Below are 282 nucleotides of genomic sequence, written 5' to 3'. Positions count from 1 at the left end.
GACAGTCAGGCTTCTGGCACCCTGTTTGGCGATGGCGCGGGTGTGGTTGTGCTTCGGCGTTTGGAAGATGCTCTGGCAGCGGGCGATCGCATCTATGCGGTGATCCGGGGTAGCGCGGTCAACAATGACGGTAAACAAAAAATCGGTTTTGTCGCGCCTGGTCATGAGGGACAGAAGGCGGTCATTTGTGCGGCCTGTCATCTGGCAGAAGTAAGCCCAGAAAGCATCGGCTACGTTGAAACCCACGGTACCGGCACCCGTATTGGCGATCCTATCGAGTTC

At 57.1% G+C, this 282-nt stretch carries 1 pseudogene; it reads left to right on the top strand.

The window, feature by feature from the left end:
- Positions 1-282: pseudogene (locus LZP73_RS20915) on the top strand (hypothetical protein); the annotation flags it as partial.

The organism is Shewanella sp. AS16, from assembly GCF_021412365.1.
GTDB lineage: Bacteria > Pseudomonadota > Gammaproteobacteria > Enterobacterales > Shewanellaceae > Shewanella > Shewanella salipaludis.
The sequence above is the reverse complement of the archived record's forward strand: the minus strand, read 5'-3'. Positions and strand labels throughout refer to the sequence as shown.